This window comes from Geodermatophilus sp. SYSU D00965, assembly GCF_054050075.1.
This window is the reverse complement of the sequence record NZ_JBJGYQ010000004.1, coordinates 176,491-189,694: the sequence shown is the minus strand read 5'-3', so window position 1 is coordinate 189,694 and position 13,204 is coordinate 176,491. Positions and strand designations below refer to the sequence as shown.

The following is a 13,204-nucleotide window of genomic DNA, read 5'->3' as shown; positions in this document are numbered from 1 at the left end:
TGTGGCAGGGCCACGGGGGCGGTCCGGGGCGGAGCGTGCCCCCGGACCGAGGGGGCTCAGACCGGCGCTCCTCCAGGGAGGGGCGACGTGGCGTTCACGGTGCCGCCCGCCTGTTTCGCCCGGCGGCACGCCGCTGTTTCCGGACGGTGAACTCCGCCCCGCGTGTCCGGCCGGTGTGTTCCAGCCGTGTTGCGCCGCCCTCGCGAGTGGCCCCAGTCACGGGGGCCGCGGCTTGTTGCAAGCCATGTGCAGTTGCCAACGGTGTGCAATAAGGTCGGTCCCAGCCGGCCGACCGCGGTCGGCCCCGGACGCCAGGAGGCAGCGTGCACGTCCCCGACGGGTTCCTCGACGCACCCACGTCGGTCGCGACGGGCGTCGTGGCCGCCGGCGGGGTGGCCGTGGCCCTGCGGGGCGCCCGGCGCGAGCTCGACGAGCGCACCGCTCCCCTGGCCGGCCTGACGGCCGCCTTCGTCTTCGCCGTGCAGATGATGAACTTCCCGGTCGGTGCCGGCACCAGCGGACACCTGATCGGCGGCGCGCTCACCGCCGTCCTCGTCGGCCCCTGGACGGCCGTGCTGTGCATGACCGTGGTGCTGCTCGTCCAAGCGGTGCTGTTCGCCGACGGCGGGCTGACCGCGCTGGGCACCAACACCACGCTGATGGGCCTGGTCGCGGTCGGCGTCGCGTACGGCGCCTTCCGGCTGCTGAGTGCCGTCCTGCCGCGGACCCGCACCGGGGTGCTCACCGCCGCCGGCGTCGGCGCGTTCCTCTCGGTGCCCGCGGCGGCGCTGGCCTTCGTCGCCCTGTTCGCCGTGGGCGGTGTCGCCGACGTCCCGGTCGGCACGGTGGCCGCCACGATGGGCGGCGTCCACCTGATCATCGGCATCGGCGAGGCGCTGATCACCGTCGCGGTGCTCACCGCCGTCCTGGCCGTCCGGCCGGACCTGGTCTGGGGCGCGCGCTCCCTGCGCGCCGCGACGCCGCTGGCCCCGCGCCCCACCACGCCCACCGGAGGTGCCCGATGACCACGTCCCGGCGGACCCGCGGCTTCCTGCTCGTCGGTCTGCTCGTCGCGCTGCTCGTGGCCGGCGTCGGGAGTTACTACGCCAGCTCGCACCCCGACGGGCTGGAGTGGTCGGCCGAGCAGGAGGGCTTCTCCGGCACGGCCCGCGACAGCGCCACGGCGGACTCCCCGCTGGCCGACTACGCCGTGGCCGGCGTCGACGACGGCCGGCTCTCCGGCGGGCTGGCCGGGGTCATCGGCGTCACCGTCACGCTGCTGCTCGCCGGCGGGCTGACCCTGGTGGTGCGCCGGCGCGGCCGGGACACCGCGGACACCACCTCCTGACGTGGGTGCCGGGCACGGCGGCGCGCTGGGCGCCGCCTACGTCAGCGGGACCAGTCCCGTGCACCGGCTCGAGCCGCACCTGAAGCTGGTCGCGGTCCTCGCCTTCGCCGTCGTGGTCGTGGCGACGCCGGTGCACGCACCGTGGGCGTGGGCCGCCTACGCGGGCTACCTGGCGCTGGTGCTCGGCGCGGCGGCCGTGGCCGGCGTCCGGCCGGGCCGGCTGGCCCGCAGCCTCGCCGTGGAGACGCCCTTCGTGCTGTTCGCGCTGCTCCTGCCGGTGGTGGCGCGCGGGCCGCGGATCGAGGTCGCCGGCCTGTCCCTCTCGGAGAGCGGGCTGGTCGCGGCCGGCGGGCTGCTGGCCAAGGCGACCCTCTCGGTCCTGGCCGCCACCGTGCTCGCCGCGACGACGGAGCCCCGGGCGCTGCTGCGCGGACTGGAGCGGCTGCGGCTGCCCTCGGTGCTCGTGCAGATCCTCATGTTCATGTTCCGCTACGCCGACGTGGTCGGCGGCGAGCTGCGGCGGATGCGGGTGGCCCGGGAGTCCCGGGGGTTCCGCGGCCGCCACCTGGGCGCGCTGCGCGTGCTGGGCCCGGCGGCCGGCTCGCTGTTCATCCGCTCCTACGAGCGCGGCGAGCGGGTGCACCTGGCCATGCTGTCGCGCGGCTACACCGGGCAGGTGCCGACCGGCCCCGCCGCGGCGGTGCCCGCGCAGGCGTGGCTGGCCGCCCTCGCCCTCCCGGCGGCTGCCGGCGCCGTCCTGGCGTCTGGTCTGCTTCTCGGGTGAGTGCACCACCCCCTCCCCTGGGCTCCTCGCGTCCCGAGCCCTCCCTGCTCGTCGAGGACCTCGCCTTCGCCTACCCCGACGGGCACCAGGCGCTGTTCGGGGTCGACCTGCGGATCGAGCAGGGCGAGCGGGTGGCGCTGCTCGGGCCCAACGGTGCGGGCAAGACCACCCTGGTGCTGCACCTCAACGGCATCCTGCGGGGCGGCCGGGGCGCGGTGACCGTCGCCGGGCTGCCGGTCGGCCAGCGGCACCTGCAGGAGATCCGCCGGCGGGTGGGCATCGTGTTCCAGGACCCCGACGACCAGCTGTTCATGCCGACCGTCGGCGAGGACGTCGCCTTCGGCCCGCGCAACCTCGGACTGCCCGAGGCGGAGGTCGCCGCCCGGGTGGCCGCGGCGCTGGAGCAGGTGGGCATGACCGGCGCCGCCGACCGCCCGCCGCACCACCTCTCGTTCGGTCAGCGCCGGCGGGTCGCCGTGGCCACGGTCCTGTCGATGCACCCGGAGATCCTGGTGCTCGACGAGCCGTCGTCCAACCTGGACCCCGCGGGCCGCCGCGAGCTGGCCGAGGTCCTGGAGGCGCTGCCGGTGACCATGCTGATGGTCACCCACGACCTGCCCTACGCCCTGCAGCTGTGCCCGCGCTCGGTCGTGCTGGACGGCGGCGTCGTGGTCGCCGACGGGCCGACCCGCGAGCTGCTCGCCGACGCCGACCTGCTCCGCCACCACCGGCTCGAGCTGCCCTACGGGTTCGACCCCGACACCGTCCCCTGACCCGCCGCGGCCCGAGCCGGACCGGCCCGGCGAGACTGGCCCGGTGGACGACGACCTGCTGAGCCTGCGGGCCTCCTGCGACCGGTCCCTGAGCGGGCACGGGGAGTGGCGGGCGGGCGACCTGCTGGCGTCCGTCCCGGCCGACACGGCGCTGGACCGCTACGGCGACGGCGGCGTGGTCGCCGACCTGGAGGCCGAGGTCGCCGGGGTGCTCGGCCTCCCCGCGGCCGCCTACCTCCCCAGCGGCGTGATGGCCCAGCAGGCGGCGCTGCGCGTGCACGCCGACCGCCGCGGACGGCGCACCGTGCTGTTCCACCCCGAGTGCCACCTGGCCCTGCACGAGGAGCAGGCGCTCGAGCGGCTGCACGGCATGGTCGGCCGTCCCGTCGGCGACCGGGACCGGCTGCTGCTGCGCGCCGATCTCGACGGGGTCGCCGAGCACCCGGCCGCGCTGCTGGTCGAGCTGCCGCAGCGCGACCTCGGCGGCCGCCTCCCTCCCTGGGACGACGTCGTCGAGCAGGCCGCCTGGGCCCGCGAGCGCGGCGCGGCCGCCCACCTCGACGGCGCCCGGCTGTGGGAGGCCTCGGCGGGGTACGACCGCTCCCCCGCCGAGATCGCCGGCCTCTTCGACACCGTCTACGTCAGCTTCTACAAGGGCCTCGGCGCGCTGGCGGGCTGCTGCCTGGCCGGGCCGGCCGACGTCGTGGCCGAGGTGCGCGAGTGGCGGCGCCGGATGGGCGGCACGCTGTTCGGCATGTGGCCCGGGGCGGCGTCCGCCCTGACCTGCCTGCGCCGTCGCCTGCCGCTGATGCCGGCCTACCTGCGCCGCGCCCGCGAGGTCGCCGACGCGGTGCGCGACCTGCCCGGCGTCGCCGTCGTCCCCGACCCGCCGGAGACGCCGATGCTGCACCTGCTGCTGCGCACCACGCCGGAGGCGTTCGAGGCGGCCGCCCGGGCCCTGGCGGTGGAGCACGGGCTGTGGACGTTCGCCCGCGCCGCCCGCACCGGGGACCCCGCCGTCGTGCGGGTGGAGCTGTCGGTCGGCGACGCGACGATGGCGCTGCGCGACGACGAGGTGCGCACCGCCGTCGCGGCGCTCACCGGCTGACGGCCCCCCTGCAGGGGCCCGCCGCGAGCTGGCGAGCAGCGGGGGGCAGGGCGGCCCCGTCCAGGGCACCACCCCGAGCCTGCGAGGGGTGGGGAGGACGGGGTCCTTCGTCAGTCGGCTCCACCGACCAGCGCCTCGGCGAAGGCCTCCGGCTCGAACGGGGCGAGGTCGTCGGCGCCCTCCCCCAGCCCGACCAACTTCACCGGGATGCCGAGCTCGCGCTGCACCGAGACGACGATGCCGCCCTTGGCGGTGCCGTCGAGCTTGGTCAGGACGACGCCGGTGACGTCGACGGCCTCGGTGAACACCCGGGCCTGCACGACGCCGTTCTGACCGGTCGTCGCGTCCAGGACGAGCAGCACCTCGGTGACCGGCGAGACCTTCTCCACGACCCGCTTGATCTTGCCGAGCTCGTCCATGAGGCCACCCTTGGTGTGCAGCCGGCCGGCGGTGTCGACGACCACGGTGTCGACCTCGGCCTCCACGCCGGTGCGTGCCGCCTCGAAGGCCACCGACGCCGGGTCGGCCCCCTCCCGGCCCCGCACGGTGAGGACGCCGACCCGCTCGCCCCACGTCTCGAGCTGGTCGGCCGCCGCGGCCCGGAAGGTGTCGGCCGCGCCGAGCACCACGCTCCTGCCGTCGCCGACGAGCACCCGGGCGATCTTGCCGACGGTGGTGGTCTTGCCCGCGCCGTTGACGCCGACGACCAGCGCGATGCCGGGCCGGCCATCGTGCCGGTCGACGTGCAGCGTGCGGTCGAGGTCGGGGCCCAGGACGGCGGTCAGCTCCCGCACCAGGAGCTCGCGCAGCTGCGCCCCCGAGGCGGTGGCCAGCACCATCGACTGGGTGCGCAGCCGGTCGACGATCTGCTGCGTCGCGGCGACGCCGACGTCGGCCGCCAGCAGGGTCTCCTCGACCTCCTCCCAGTCGTCCTCGGTCAGCCGCTCGCGGGCGAGGACGGTGAGCAGGCCGCGGCCGAGCGAGGACTGCGAGCGGGCCAGGCGCGAGCGCAGCCGCACCAGGCGGCCCGCCGACGGCGGCGGGGTCTCGAAGACCAGGCCGGGCTCGGGCTCGGCCGGCGGCAGCGGCGTGGGCGGCGCCTCCGGCTGCACCGTGTCCGGCTGGGTCTGGTCGCTGGGGGCGGTGGTGCCGGCGGGCGGGGCCGGCTCGGCCGGGCGCGGGGGCGCGGGCGGCCGCGGACGGGTCAGCGTCGTGCCGGCGGCGGCGTCCTCGTCCAGGCGGGTCGTCCGCCGACCGCGGCCGACCAGCAGGCTGACCCCGAGGACCAGGGCGACGACGAGGATCGCGACCGCGATCAGCACGAACTCCATGGCCCCCAGTCTCCCAGTAGCCGTACCGGCCGGGGTGGGCGATGCACAGGTCCGTGGGCCACCCTGTCCGGCATGCCCCTCCCCGGCCGGGAGTCCCCGGTCCTGCTGCTCGGTCCGCTGCTGCGCCACGTCGACCCCGTGTCGGCGACCGTCTGGGTCGAGACCGACCGCCCGTGCGAGGTCGAGGTGCTGGGCCGGCGCACGCGGACCTTCACCGTGGGCGGCCACCACTACGCCCTGGTCGTCGTCGAGGACCTCGAACCGGGCAGCACCACGCCCTACGAGGTCCACCTCGACGGCGAGCGGGTGTGGCCGGAGGCGACCTCACGCTTCCCGGCCAGCCGGATCCGCACCCCCGGCCGCCCCGGCCCCTTCCGGATCGCCTTCGGCTCCTGCCGGTACGCCACGCCCAGCACGGTGGACGCCGACGAGGGCATCCCGCCCGACGCGCTGGACACCTATGCCGCGCGGCTGGCCGGCGAGCCGGAGGACACCTGGCCCGACGCCCTGGTCCTGCTCGGCGACCAGGTCTACGCCGACGAGCTGACGACGGCGACCCGCCGCTGGCTGGCGCTGCGCCGCGGCGCCCACGCCCCCGAGGACAGCCAGGTCGCCGACTACGGGGAGTACACCCGGCTCTACGCCGAGTCCTGGAGCGACCCCCAGGTGCGCTGGCTGCTGTCGACGGTCCCGTCGTCGATGATCTTCGACGACCACGAGATGATCGACGACTGGAACACCTCCGCCGCCTGGCGCCGGGAGACCACCCGGCAGGACTGGTGGGTGGGCCGGATCGAGGGCGGGCTGGTCAGCTACTGGGTCTACCAGCACCTGGGCAACCTCAGCCCGCAGGAGCTGGCGGAGAACCGGACCTGGCAGGCGGTGCGGGACTCCGTCGGCGACGCCGACCCGGTGCTGCGGGAGATGGCCCGGGCCGCCGACACCGACCCGCGGTCGATCCGCTGGAGCTTCGTGCGCCACTGGGGCGAGGCACGGATGATCATGGTGGACAGCCGCGCCGGCCGGGTGCTCGACGAACGCGACCGGAAGATGCTCGACGACGACGAGTTCGCCTGGGTGGAGGCGGCGATGCGCCGCGCCGCCGACGAGGGCGTCGAGCACCTGATCCTGGGCACCTCGCTGCCCTGGCTGTTGCCGCACGCGATCCACGAGATCGAGCGGTGGAACGAGACGCTCAACCGGCGCCATCTGGGCGGGCCGGTCGGCCGGCTGTCGGAGAAGCTGCGGCAGGCCGCCGACCTCGAGCACTGGGCGGCGTTCGGCGACTCCTTCGAGCGGCTGGGGCGCGCCGTGGTGTCGATCGCCCGCGGGGAGCACGGCCGGGCGCCGGCGACCACACTCGTGCTCTCCGGCGACGTCCACCACGCCTACGCCGCCGAGCTCGTGGAGCCCGCCGGGCTGACCACCCGGGTACACCAGCTGACGGTCTCCCCGCTGCACAACCAGGCACCGCACCCGATCAAGGTCGGATTCCGGATGGGCTGGAGCCGCTGGGCGCGGCGGCTCACCACCGGGATCGCCCGGCTGGGCCGGGTGCAGCCCTCCGGCCTGGACTGGGCCAAGGTGACCGGCCCCTGGTTCGGCAACCAGCTGGGCGAACTGGTGCTGCACGACCGCGAGGCGCGCTTCCGGCTGTTCGTGGCCGAGCGCGACGCCACCGGGCAGGACGCCCTGCGCGAGGTCGCCGACCTCCCGCTGTCCGGTCCCGTCGCCGCGGAGGTGACACGCTGAACGGGTGACCCGACCCGCTCCCGGCCCCGGACGGCCCCCGACCCGGCTGCGGCTGGCCACCTTCAACACCCACCACGCCGTCGGGGACGACGGCCGGCACGACCTCGCCCGCCTGGCCAAGGTGGTCGCCGCGGTCGACGCCGACCTGGTGTGCCTGCAGGAGGTGGACCGCCGCTACAGCGACCGCAGCGAGGACGTCGACCAGGCCCTGCTGCTGTCGGAGGCGCTGGACATGGAGCTGGCCTGGGGACCGGCGATCGACGAGCCGCGCGGCGACGAGAAGACCATGCGCCGCCAGTACGGCAACGCGCTGCTGTCCCGGCTGCCGATCCGCTCCTCCGCCGTCCACCGGCTGCCCGGGGACGGCGAGCCGCGCAGCGCCCTGCGCGTGCAGGTGGCGCTCCCCGAGGGGGCGCTGTGGGTGACCACGACCCACCTGTCCACCCGCCCGACCGAGCAGCGGGCGGCGCAGGCGGAGGCGCTGGCGCGGCTGCACGCCGACCCCGCGGAGGCCGCCGTCCTCGTCGGTGACTTCAACGCCGAGCCCGACGCCCCCGAGCTGGCCGCGCTGCGCGACCGGTTCACCGACGCGTGGGAGCTCGCCCGCGACCGGGACGACCGGGCCGGCTGGAAGTTCTGGCGGCACGACGAGGGCCACACCCACCCGGCCCGCCGGCCGCACAAGCGGATCGACCACGTCTGGGTCACCCCGGGGATCGGCGTGGCCACGGCCCGGGTCCTCGACGGCGCCGGCGCCTCGGACCACCTGCCCCTGGTGGTCGACCTGGAACTGCCCGCCGTCGTCTGAAGAAGGACCCCCTCCTCCCCACGCCTCGCAAGCTCGCGGCGGGACCCGGGAGGGGGCCACCCCAGTGACGCTGCGGGGCCCCGATCCGCCAGGTCAGGCGGGTTCGGCCTGGTCCTCGCGGAGGCGCTGGCTGATCACGCCGGTGATGCCGTCGCCGCGCATGCTCACCCCGTACAGGGCGTCGGCGATCTCCATCGTCCGCTTCTGGTGCGTGATGACGATCAGCTGCGAGGTCGCCCGCAGCTGTTCCACGAGGGTCAGCAGCCGGCCGAGGTTGACGTCGTCGAGCGCCGCCTCGACCTCGTCGAGCACGTAGAACGGCGAGGGCCGGGCGCGGAAGATCGCCACCAGCAGGGCGACGGCGGTCAGCGAGCGCTCGCCCCCCGAGAGCAGCGACAGCCGCTTGACCTTCTTGCCGGGCGGGCGGGCCTCGACCTCGACGCCGGTGGTGAGCAGGTCCTCGGGGTCGGTCAGGTAGAGCCGGCCCGAGCCGCCGGGGAACAGGGTGGCGAAGACCTGCTCGAACTCGCGCTGCACGTCGGCGAAGGCGGCGGCGAACACGTCGTGGATCCGCTCGTCGACCTCCCGGACCACGGTGAGCAGGTCGCGGCGGGTGGCCTTGAGGTCCTCCAGCTGCGTGGCCAGGAAGGAGTGCCGCTCCTCCAGGGCCGCGAACTCCTCCAGCGCCAGCGGGTTGACCTTGCCGAGGGTGGCCAGGTCACGTTCGGCCTGGGCGGCCCGGCGCTCCTGCGCGGCACGGTCGTAGGGCACCGGCTCGGGCTCCGGCTCCCCGGCGGCCTGCGCGGCGGCGACCTGGGCGGGGGTGGGCGGCACCGGCGCGGCCGGGCCGTACTCGGCCAGCAGCGTGGGCAGGTCGACGCCGTACTCCTCGGCGGCGCGCGCCTCCAGCGTCTCGATCCGGTAGCGCTGCTCGGCCCGGGCGACCTCGTCGCGGTGCACCTCGTCGGTCAGCCGCTCCAGCTCGGCGGTGGCGGTGCGGACCGCCGTCCGGACCTCGAGCAGCTCGGCCTCGCGGGCGGTGCGGACCCGGGCCAGCTCGTCGCGCTCGGTGGCGGCGCGAGCGAGGCTGGTGGCCAGCGCGGTGAGCGCCGCGTCGGCCCCGGCGCGCACGCGGGCGGCGACCTGCGCGCCGCGCTGCCGGGCCAGCCGGGCGGCCGCGGCCCGCTCCCGGGCGGCGCGCTCCTGCCGGGCCTGGCGGCGCAGCGACTCGGCGCGGCCGGTCAGCGCCCGGGCACGCTCCTCGGCGGTGCGCACCGCCAGCCGCGCCTCGGTCTCGGACTGCCGGGCCGCGGCGGCCTCCAGCCGCAGCCGGTCGCGCTCGGCGGGGTCGGGCTCCTCCTCCACCGGCGCGGCCTCGGCCTGCGCCAGCCGCTCCTCCAGGTCGGTCAGCGCCGCCTGTGCCTGCTCCAGCGCCTGCTCGGCCCGCACGCGGGCGGCGGCGGACCGCTCGGCCTCGGCGGCGGCCGAACGGGCGGCGGCGCCCAGCTCGGCCAGCTGCGCGGCGACTGCGGAGCGGGTGCGGTCGGCGGCCTGGCGCGCGGCCAGCGCGGCGTCGACGTCGGCGGACCGCTCCCGCGCCGTCTCCCGCGCCGCGGCCAGGCGGTCGGCGAGGTCGGCGGCGCGCGCGGCGGCGGCGGTCAGCTCCCGGTCGGCCTCGTCGACGCGGGCGCGCAGCTCCAGGCCGGAGGGGACGTTGGCCTGCCCGCCGACCGCCCAGTCGGCGCCGACCAGGTCACCGTCGGCGGTCACCGCCCGCACCCGGGGGTGGGTGCCCACGAGCGTCACGGCGGCGGCCAGGTCCGGCACGACCGCGACCCGGTCCAGCGCACGGGCCAGCGCGGGCTGCAGTTGCTCGGGCGCGGTCACCAGGTCCAGCGCCCAGCGGGCGCCCTCGGGCAGGTGCGGCCAGCCCTCGCGGGGCAGGGGCTGCGGGCCGCCGGTGACCAGCAGCCCGGCCCGGCCGCCGTCGGCGTCCTTGAGGTGGGCCAGCACCGCGGCCGCCTCGGCGACGCCGTCGACGACCAGCGCGTCGGCCATGCCGGCCAGCGCCGCCGCCAGCGGCACCTCGGCGCCGGGCTCGACGGTGAGCCGCTCGGTCAGCGGCCCCAGCACACCCGGCAGGCCGGCCGCCAGCGCCGCCGCCGAGCCGTCGGCGGGCGCCAGGCCGAGGGCCAGCGCGTCGCGGCGGGCCTGCCAGGAGGCGCGGTCCCGCTCGGCGGCCCGCTCGGCCGCGGCCAGCTCGGTGACCGCCTTGGCCGCCTCGGCGTGCGCGGTGACGGCGTCCTGGTGGGCGGTGACCAGGGCGACGTCGGTGTCCTCGGCGTCGGCGACCTCGTCGCGGCGCTCGGCGAGCCGCTCGGCCGCGACCTCGGCGCGGTCGGCGGCCTCCCCGGCCGACAGCGCGAGCCGCTCGATCTCCGACTCGCCGGCCGCCACCCGCGAGCGCGCGGCGGCGACCTTGCCGGACAACCGCGCCAGGCCCTCCCGGCGGTCGGCCAGCGCCCGCGCGGCGGCGACCCACGCCCGCTCGGCCTCGGCGAGCGCGGTCTCCGCCTCGGTGCGAGCGGTCACCGCAGTGGCCAACCGGCCGCGCTCGGCCTCCAGGCCGGCGGCGAGCTCGGCCTCGGTGGCGGCGACCCGGTCGGCCTCGGCCTCGAGCTGGTCGGGGTCCCGGCCGCCGGTGGTCGCGGCGGGCACGGCCGACAGGTGGCGGTGGCGCTCGGCGGCGAGCTGGGCGACGCCGCGGAAGCGCTCGGTGAGCGCCGACAGCCGGTACCAGGTCTCCTGGGCCGAGCCCAGCAGCGGGGCGTTGGCGGCGAGCTCGGCCTCCAGCGCCGACTCCCGCCGGGCGGCGTCTCCCAGCTGGGCCTCGACGACGGCCCGCCGCTGCCGTGCGGCGGCCTCGTCGGCGACGTCCTTGTCCAGGGCGTCGCGCAGCCGCACCAGGTCGTCGGCGAGCAGCCGCAGGCGGGCGTCGCGCAGGTCGGCCTGGACGCCGGCCGCGCGGCGGGCCACCTCCGCCTGCCGGCCCAGCGGCTTGAGCTGGCGGCGCAGCTCCGCGGTGAGGTCCCCGAGCCGGTCGAGGTTGGCCTGCATCGCGTCGAGCTTGCGGAGCGCCTTCTCCTTGCGCTTGCGGTGCTTGAGGACGCCCGCGGCCTCCTCGACGAAGGCGCGGCGGTCCTCGGGGCGACCGGAGAGGACGGCGTCGAGCTGTCCCTGCCCGACGATGACGTGCATCTCGCGGCCGATGCCGGAGTCGCTGAGCAGCTCCTGGACGTCGAGCAGCCGCACCTTGTCGCCGTTGATCTCGTACTCGCTCTCGCCGGAGCGGTACATGCGGCGGGTGATCGAGACCTCGGTGTACTCGATCGGGAGCGCGCCGTCGGCGTTGTCGATGGTGAGGGTGACCTCGGCCCGGCCGAGCGCCGGGCGCCCGGCGGTGCCGGCGAAGATGACGTCCTCCATCTTGCCGCCGCGCAGGCTCTTGGCCCCCTGCTCGCCCATGACCCAGGCGAGGGCGTCGACGACGTTGGACTTCCCGGAGCCGTTGGGTCCGACGACGGCGGTGATCCCCGGCTCGAGGCGCAGGGTCGTCGCGGAGGCGAAGGACTTGAAGCCCTTCAGCGTCAGGCTCGACAGGTGCACAGGATGAGTGGCTCAGCCGCGGGGCGCGGCCACCGGCCCCGTCCCGGGTCCCGCCCTGAGCGTGCGAAAGGGCGGGGAGGACGGGGTCCTTTCTTACGCCAGCGCGGGCTCGGCGTTCTCGCCGGCCAGGCTGAGCAGCTCGTGGGCGATGGCCGCGTCGCGCTGGGCGCGCAGCTCCTGCAGTTCCTGCTCCAGCCGGCGCACCTTGGCCCGCAGGACGGCGTTCTCCTCGACTACTCGGAGCTCCGCGGGGGTGACGACGTGACCGAACAGGGCCTTGGCCATGGCGATAACGGCCTTTCGACTGCGTTGAGGGATGACCTGCGCCCCGTACGACGGTCGGCGCGGTCCGTGTGTTCCAGGGTGACAGGCCAGGTCACGCAGGTCAACGCCGACTCTGCACAGGTCACGTGTCGTGGGGGTGTCGCGTTCGTCACGCCGTGGTGAAGCCGCCGCTCCCCTGGATCGGCTCGTCCCGGACGTCGACCCGCGTCACCACACCCGGCGCCCGCGGGCCCTCCAGATCGGCCAGGACGGCGGCCACCGCCGCGTCGTCCCCCTCGAGCACGACCTCGACGCGGCCGTCGGCGAGGTTGGTCGCCGAGCCGGCCAGCCCGGCGGCCTCGGCGCGGCCGCGCACGAACCAGCGGTAGCCGACCCCCTGGACCGAGCCGGACACCACGGCGACCGCGCGGCGCGTCACGGCCGGCCCGCCCGGGCGCCGGCGGCGGTCCGGCGCGCGCGGGGGCGCGGCTGGCAGGACGGGCAGCTGTAGCTGGACCGGTTCATGAACGACTCCCGGACGACCGGCGTCCCGCACCGGGGGCAGGGCCGGTCCTCCTGGCCGTAGACGGCGAGGAACCGCGAGAAGTACCCGCTCTGGCCGTTGACGTCGACGTACAGCGAGTCGAAGGAGGTCCCGCCCTGCGCCAGCGCCTCGCCGAGCACGTCGCGGACGCCGGCGAGCAGGTCCTCGACCTGGGCCCGGGTCAGCTTGTCGGTGGGCCGGGCGCCGTGCAGCCGGGCCCGCCACAGCGCCTCGTCGGCGTAGATGTTGCCGACCCCGCCGATGAGCGTCTGGTCCAGCAGCGCCCGCTTGACCTCGGTGCGTCGGCGCCGCAGCGCCGCGCTGAACCCGGCGGTGTCGAAGGAGTCGTCGAGCGGGTCGATGGCGATGTGCGCCAGCCGCGGCGGCAGGGCGCCGTCCGCAGTGACCTCACCCGCCCCACCGTCCCAGGCCATCTCCTCGACGGCCAGCCCGCCGAAGGTGCGCTGGTCGACGAAGCGCAGTTCGCGGCCGCCGTCGGTGAAGGTGAACCGCGCGCGCAGGTGCGTCTCGTCGGGCTGCGAGGCCTTCTCGACCAGCAGCTGGCCGCTCATGCCGAGGTGCGCGACGAGCGCGGAGCCGGAGGGGGTGCCGTCGGGCTCGGCCAGCGGCAGCCACAGGTACTTGCCGCGGCGGCGGGCGGCGGTGAACGTGCGGCCGGTCAGCGCCGCGACGAAGTGCTCGGTGCCCTCGAGGTGCCGGCGGACCGCCCGGGGGTGGGCGACCTCGACGGCGGCGACGGTGCGCCCGGCGACCCAGCGCTCCAGGCCGCGCCGCACCACCTCGACCTCGGGCAGCTCGGGCACGG

12 protein-coding genes are annotated in these 13,204 nt (G+C 76.6%); 7 read left to right on the top strand and 5 right to left on the bottom strand.

Annotated features, from left to right (window positions below; translation table 11 throughout):
• Nucleotides 1-323 precede the first annotated feature (323 nt).
• The 5 genes from ACI789_RS05490 to ACI789_RS05470 are packed head-to-tail and all read left to right on the top strand — an operon-like array spanning nucleotide 324 to nucleotide 4,013.
• Nucleotides 324-1,025, top strand: coding sequence for an energy-coupling factor ABC transporter permease (locus ACI789_RS05490; protein WP_457007076.1), 702 nt, complete (start codon nucleotides 324-326; stop codon nucleotides 1,023-1,025).
• The gene (locus ACI789_RS05485) at nucleotides 1,022-1,348 is read left to right on the top strand and encodes a PDGLE domain-containing protein (protein ID WP_457007075.1); all 327 of its coding nucleotides are present in this window, start codon (nucleotides 1,022-1,024) and stop codon (nucleotides 1,346-1,348) included. Before ACI789_RS05490 ends, ACI789_RS05485 begins: the two co-directional genes overlap by 4 nt.
• Before the next feature lies 1 nt (nucleotide 1,349).
• Complete coding sequence (gene cbiQ, locus ACI789_RS05480; protein WP_457007074.1) at nucleotides 1,350-2,132, top strand: cobalt ECF transporter T component CbiQ; 783 nt, start codon at nucleotides 1,350-1,352, stop codon at nucleotides 2,130-2,132.
• Nucleotides 2,129-2,905 carry an energy-coupling factor ABC transporter ATP-binding protein gene (locus ACI789_RS05475; RefSeq protein WP_457007073.1) on the top strand — a complete coding sequence of 259 codons (777 nt, stop codon included), beginning with the start codon at nucleotides 2,129-2,131 and terminating at the stop codon, nucleotides 2,903-2,905. The genes cbiQ and ACI789_RS05475 overlap by 4 nt, the downstream gene beginning before the upstream one ends.
• Nucleotides 2,906-2,948: 43 nt before the next feature.
• Nucleotides 2,949-4,013, top strand: coding sequence for a threonine aldolase family protein (locus ACI789_RS05470; protein WP_457007072.1), 1,065 nt, complete (start codon nucleotides 2,949-2,951; stop codon nucleotides 4,011-4,013).
• 110 nt (nucleotides 4,014-4,123) lie between these two features.
• On the opposite strand, the gene ftsY is transcribed toward ACI789_RS05470, so the two are convergent.
• Nucleotides 4,124-5,344, bottom strand: a complete 1,221-nt coding sequence (gene ftsY / locus ACI789_RS05465) for a signal recognition particle-docking protein FtsY (protein ID WP_457007071.1) — start codon at nucleotides 5,342-5,344, stop codon at nucleotides 4,124-4,126.
• A gap of 72 nt (nucleotides 5,345-5,416) precedes the next feature.
• On the opposite strand from ftsY, the gene ACI789_RS05460 reads away from it, so the two are divergent.
• Nucleotides 5,417-7,096, top strand: coding sequence for an alkaline phosphatase D family protein (locus ACI789_RS05460; protein WP_457007070.1), 1,680 nt, complete (start codon nucleotides 5,417-5,419; stop codon nucleotides 7,094-7,096).
• A 4-nt stretch (nucleotides 7,097-7,100) separates the two neighbouring features.
• A complete protein-coding gene (locus tag ACI789_RS05455) occupies nucleotides 7,101-7,904 on the top strand; it encodes an endonuclease/exonuclease/phosphatase family protein (protein ID WP_457007069.1) in 804 nt (267 codons plus the stop codon).
• A 93-nt stretch (nucleotides 7,905-7,997) separates the two neighbouring features.
• Here ACI789_RS05455 and smc read toward each other — a convergent pair whose 3' ends face one another.
• From smc to mutM, 4 genes are all read right to left on the bottom strand, one after another.
• Nucleotides 7,998-11,570: a chromosome segregation protein SMC gene (gene smc / locus ACI789_RS05450; RefSeq protein WP_457007068.1), complete on the bottom strand. Its 3,573-nt coding sequence runs from the start codon at nucleotides 11,568-11,570 to the stop codon at nucleotides 7,998-8,000.
• A gap of 93 nt (nucleotides 11,571-11,663) precedes the next feature.
• Entirely contained in the window at nucleotides 11,664-11,855 is a 192-nt protein-coding gene (locus ACI789_RS05445) for a hypothetical protein (RefSeq protein ID WP_456917643.1), read from the bottom strand.
• 148 nt (nucleotides 11,856-12,003) lie between these two features.
• Complete coding sequence (locus ACI789_RS05440) at nucleotides 12,004-12,273, bottom strand: acylphosphatase (protein WP_457007067.1); 270 nt, start codon at nucleotides 12,271-12,273, stop codon at nucleotides 12,004-12,006.
• On the bottom strand, nucleotides 12,270-13,202 hold the full coding sequence (mutM, locus tag ACI789_RS05435) for a bifunctional DNA-formamidopyrimidine glycosylase/DNA-(apurinic or apyrimidinic site) lyase (RefSeq protein WP_457007066.1): 933 nt from the start codon (nucleotides 13,200-13,202) through the stop codon (nucleotides 12,270-12,272). The genes ACI789_RS05440 and mutM overlap by 4 nt, the downstream gene beginning before the upstream one ends.
• Between the last annotated feature and the right edge of the window lie 2 nt (nucleotides 13,203-13,204).